Raw genomic sequence first — 3,520 nt, 5'->3', positions numbered from 1 at the left:
TGCTTCACTTGTAGGACGAGCTTCATCGGTAGTAGATCTATCGAAAAATCTATTAACATTCGTCAACGATCCGAATGGCTCTCAGACTTCTTCTATTTCTGTCGAAAATTTCCAAAATGTCAATGATGCCGCACGGGTTATCGGTAACGATCTCGATAATATATTTAATATGCGTCCGTCGGGCACTGTAGTGGGGTCTAAGGGCAACGACACTATTACAACTAGCTTAGGGTCTGTTGACTATAGCAATTTAGGTCATGCCATCACATTTTCACTTACATGGTATTACTCCGCAACTATTGACAAAGGAAGTTTTGGCAAAGATAAAACTATCGGTATCCGCAGCGTTAGTGGTGCAACAAACGAATCAAATACGCTCGATGTTAGTTCTCTTCCTGCTGAATATAGTATCAATGTGAATCTAGCCAGTTCTCTCCAAATAAACAACTCGCCTATTCCCATTTTCATCACCAACTTTGCCAATGTTATCGGTACCAAAAATAACGATACGATCGTCGGTGCAAATGTTAGTGGTTCATTAACTGGCGGCGGCGGGAAAGACACCATTACGGGTGGCAGTCAAAACGATATTATCACTGGTACCGATCGCACTGCTCGCGGAGTGGGTGAAGTCGATACGCTCACTGGTGGCGGCGGACGCAATAAGTTCATTCTCGGCGATCGCAATGGCGCTTATTATCTGGGTAATGGCAGTAATGATTATGCGACGATTACCGATTTTAATCTGTTTCAAGACTCGATCGATCTTGGCAGTCTCAAAGATTATAGCTTCGCGCTCGAAGGCACGAATACGATCGATCTATTCTCCGGTAAAGATGTCAATACCCGCGATCTAATTGCGAAGATTACCATTGCAGATTTGGGTATCACTTCAGCTAGTACTGGGACTAGTTCCAACAATCGATCGATCTCAAATTCATCCATCTTAGATAGTGTCTCCACTACTAGCGTAGATGCGATTTCTTCTAAAATTAACATTCTCTCTAGTAATACTGCTACTAGTGATACGGCAATCTAACTCGGAGATTCAAAATCGTTTATATTAAATGGGGATGCTAGTCATTAGCACCCTGTTTTTTAGGTATTCGCTCCATGTATCGATGGCACTATACTCAATCCGACGATCTCACGTTGCCGCCGTTGTTATTGCTACATGGCTGGATGGGTAGCAGTGAAGATTACCTGGAAATAATCGATCGATTGAAAGTGCAGTTTAATTGTATCGCGATCGATCTACCCGGACACGGTCGAACTGAAGTTAACGGTGGCGATCTCGGTTATGATTTTGTCAATACGGCGCGGGGCATCGTCCAGTTATTAGATCGCTTATCAATCGAGAAATGCTCGATCGCGGGTTATTCTTTTGGCGGTAGATTGGCATTATATCTGGCTCTAGAATATCCAGAGCGATTCGATCGACTCATGCTAGAATCGGCATCGCCAGGATTGGCAACCGAAGTCGATCGACAAGCGCGGATAATTCAGGATTGGCAAATTATCGATCGCTTAGAAACCGATTCTTTCGCCGACTTCGTGCGAGATTGGTATCGACAATCGCTCTTTACTGGTATCGCCAACCATCCCAATTTTGACAAGCTGATTCAACGCCGCATTACCACTAATCGAGCGGACGATTTAATTAAGTCATTGGAACGTGCTGGAGTGGGAATGCAGCCCTATTTGGGCGACAGGTTAAAAGTCCACACTAAACCGATATCATTAATTGTCGGCGGACTCGATCGCAAATTCATCGACATCAATCGCGAGATCGAGCGATCGAATCCGCAGATCGCGCTCAAAATTGTGACCAATTGCAGCCATAATGTCCATTTCCAAAATCCGCAGGCTTGGCTCGATTGCTGGAGAGCGGCTGGCAATTAGAGATAACTTTATTTAGATCCAAACCATACTCTCTCGAACCATAAACCATGAAACCAGAGGATGCCGCCGGCGATAATTAGCGGGAATAAAGGGAAACGTCGCTGCGTAGATACATTCAGGGTAGTCAGATGTGGATCGGCAATAAATGTCCTAATGCGATCGATTTGCCCTGTCAATTGAACTGTGGCATCGCCACTCCAGTTTCTAGTTAAAGGAATCTCGGTTTTGTCAATCGTAATTAAGCCAATCCGATACTTTCCTTTGCGTTGTCGATCGATAATATCGATTCCGGCTAATTGTGCCTTGGGAATTTCCAAAACTCTAGTTTCACCAGGAACGGTTTCTCCAGAAATCTTACAGATGACTCGAACTGGATTGGGTTGACAATTAAGACTGACTGTTTCCCAATACATGGAGATCGTTAATAGCAGCCAGAATGAAGGAACGAGCGACATTAAAGCCGTGTGAACTAATTTTTCTGGCAAAGGCATACTTATTTCTCGATCGAAATCCTCGATTTCAGTATGCCCATTATTTAAGTCGAAATAAAAGAATTACTCCTCAGGCGAATATGATTCGGCAGATGTCGATATTGTCTGAACTGTGGTGACGATCGATCGATCGGAGATATTATCGATCTGTATCGGTCGATCGTTAAGTACGGGCAGACCCGTTAATTGACTCCAGATATAGTCGCGCTGATTGATGAATACGATACTAACTAGCGTCAGACACACGCCACACCATTGCAGTAAATCGAGCCGTTCGCCTAGAAATAAACTACCGAATAATAGGGCGAATACTGGTGTCAAAAAAGTTAAAGAACTCAGACTCGTCAGATTGCCTTTAGCAGCAAAGTAGAAAAACAAACCATAAGAGATCGCACTGCCAAATACCGTCGAGTAAGCGATCGCCAGCCAATCGGAACTAGTAATCGCCATCCATTGGTTCGACTCCAAATAAACCGAACCGATCGCCAACGGTACGCCGCCGATAATCATGTGCCAGCCCGTCGCGATAACCGGATCGACATATTTGGTGACAAAGGGGACTAAGATCGTGCCTACGGCCATTGAGAGAGCAGCTAGGAGCATCAACCATTCACCCCGCTCGAACAATCCCGACAGATCGAATTGACTCGTCAATGGACTAGTCGCAATTTGACTCAACCACTCGATCGGCAGTCCGACGCAACTAATCCCCAGTACCCCCAATACCAACCCACAAATGCCGATCGCGCCAATCCGCTCCTTGAATAACCAAGCGGAAAGCACCGCTACTGCCAATGGCTGCGAGTCGATCGTCACCGAACCCAATCCCGCATCCGTTCGCACCAATCCAGTTGCCAAAAACCCTTGAAATAAAGTCCCATCGATCAGCGCAAACACCAAGATCCACGCCCATGCTTGCCAGCCTTGAGGCTCCAATCGCTGGCCCTTCTCTGTTGGCAACGCGGCAAATAGTAACACTAAGATCCCTGCGGGGATCAGCCGAATTGCCGCCATGAACAACGGTGTGGTATGCGGCATCACCCCTTTCATTGCCACCATTGCCGTCCCCCATAGAAAAAAGGGCACGACCAACAAAATCGGTGTTAAGCTGAAGGAATATGAGGGCT

At 45.8% G+C, this 3,520-nt stretch carries 4 protein-coding genes; 2 read left to right on the top strand and 2 right to left on the bottom strand.

Features of this window, described 5'->3' with window-relative positions; all coding sequences use genetic code 11:
- Both RMO84_RS09075 and menH read left to right on the top strand, forming a co-directional pair.
- Positions 1-1,039 (top strand): calcium-binding protein (locus RMO84_RS09075; RefSeq protein ID WP_396135812.1); only part of this gene is annotated, 1,039 nt, incomplete at its 5' end.
- A 74-nt stretch (positions 1,040-1,113) separates the two neighbouring features.
- Positions 1,114-1,902 (top strand): 2-succinyl-6-hydroxy-2,4-cyclohexadiene-1-carboxylate synthase, encoded by a 789-nt coding sequence (gene menH / locus RMO84_RS09070; protein ID WP_310488153.1) that lies wholly within the window; start codon positions 1,114-1,116, stop codon positions 1,900-1,902.
- An 8-nt stretch (positions 1,903-1,910) separates the two neighbouring features.
- Here the strand turns inward: menH and RMO84_RS09065 are convergent, their stop codons facing one another.
- Positions 1,911-2,393: a hypothetical protein gene (locus RMO84_RS09065; RefSeq protein WP_310488152.1), complete on the bottom strand. Its 483-nt coding sequence runs from the start codon at positions 2,391-2,393 to the stop codon at positions 1,911-1,913.
- A 63-nt stretch (positions 2,394-2,456) separates the two neighbouring features.
- On the bottom strand, positions 2,457-3,520 hold a 1,064-nt coding region (locus RMO84_RS09060; protein ID WP_396135811.1), incomplete at its 5' end, for a DMT family transporter.

The organism is Chamaesiphon sp. VAR_69_metabat_338 (genome assembly GCF_031423935.1).
In the GTDB taxonomy this organism is placed as follows: Bacteria; Cyanobacteriota; Cyanobacteriia; order Cyanobacteriales; family Chamaesiphonaceae; genus Chamaesiphon.
Note: the sequence above shows the minus strand (reverse complement) of the source record. Positions and strands in the feature narration are given on the sequence as shown.

Coding starts and splice junctions, on each gene's coding strand:
- menH (WP_310488153.1), top strand. CDS start 1,114: ATGTATCGATGGCACTATACTCAATCCGACGATCTCACGTTGCCGCCG.
- RMO84_RS09065 (WP_310488152.1), bottom strand. CDS start 2,393: ATGCCTTTGCCAGAAAAATTAGTTCACACGGCTTTAATGTCGCTCGTT.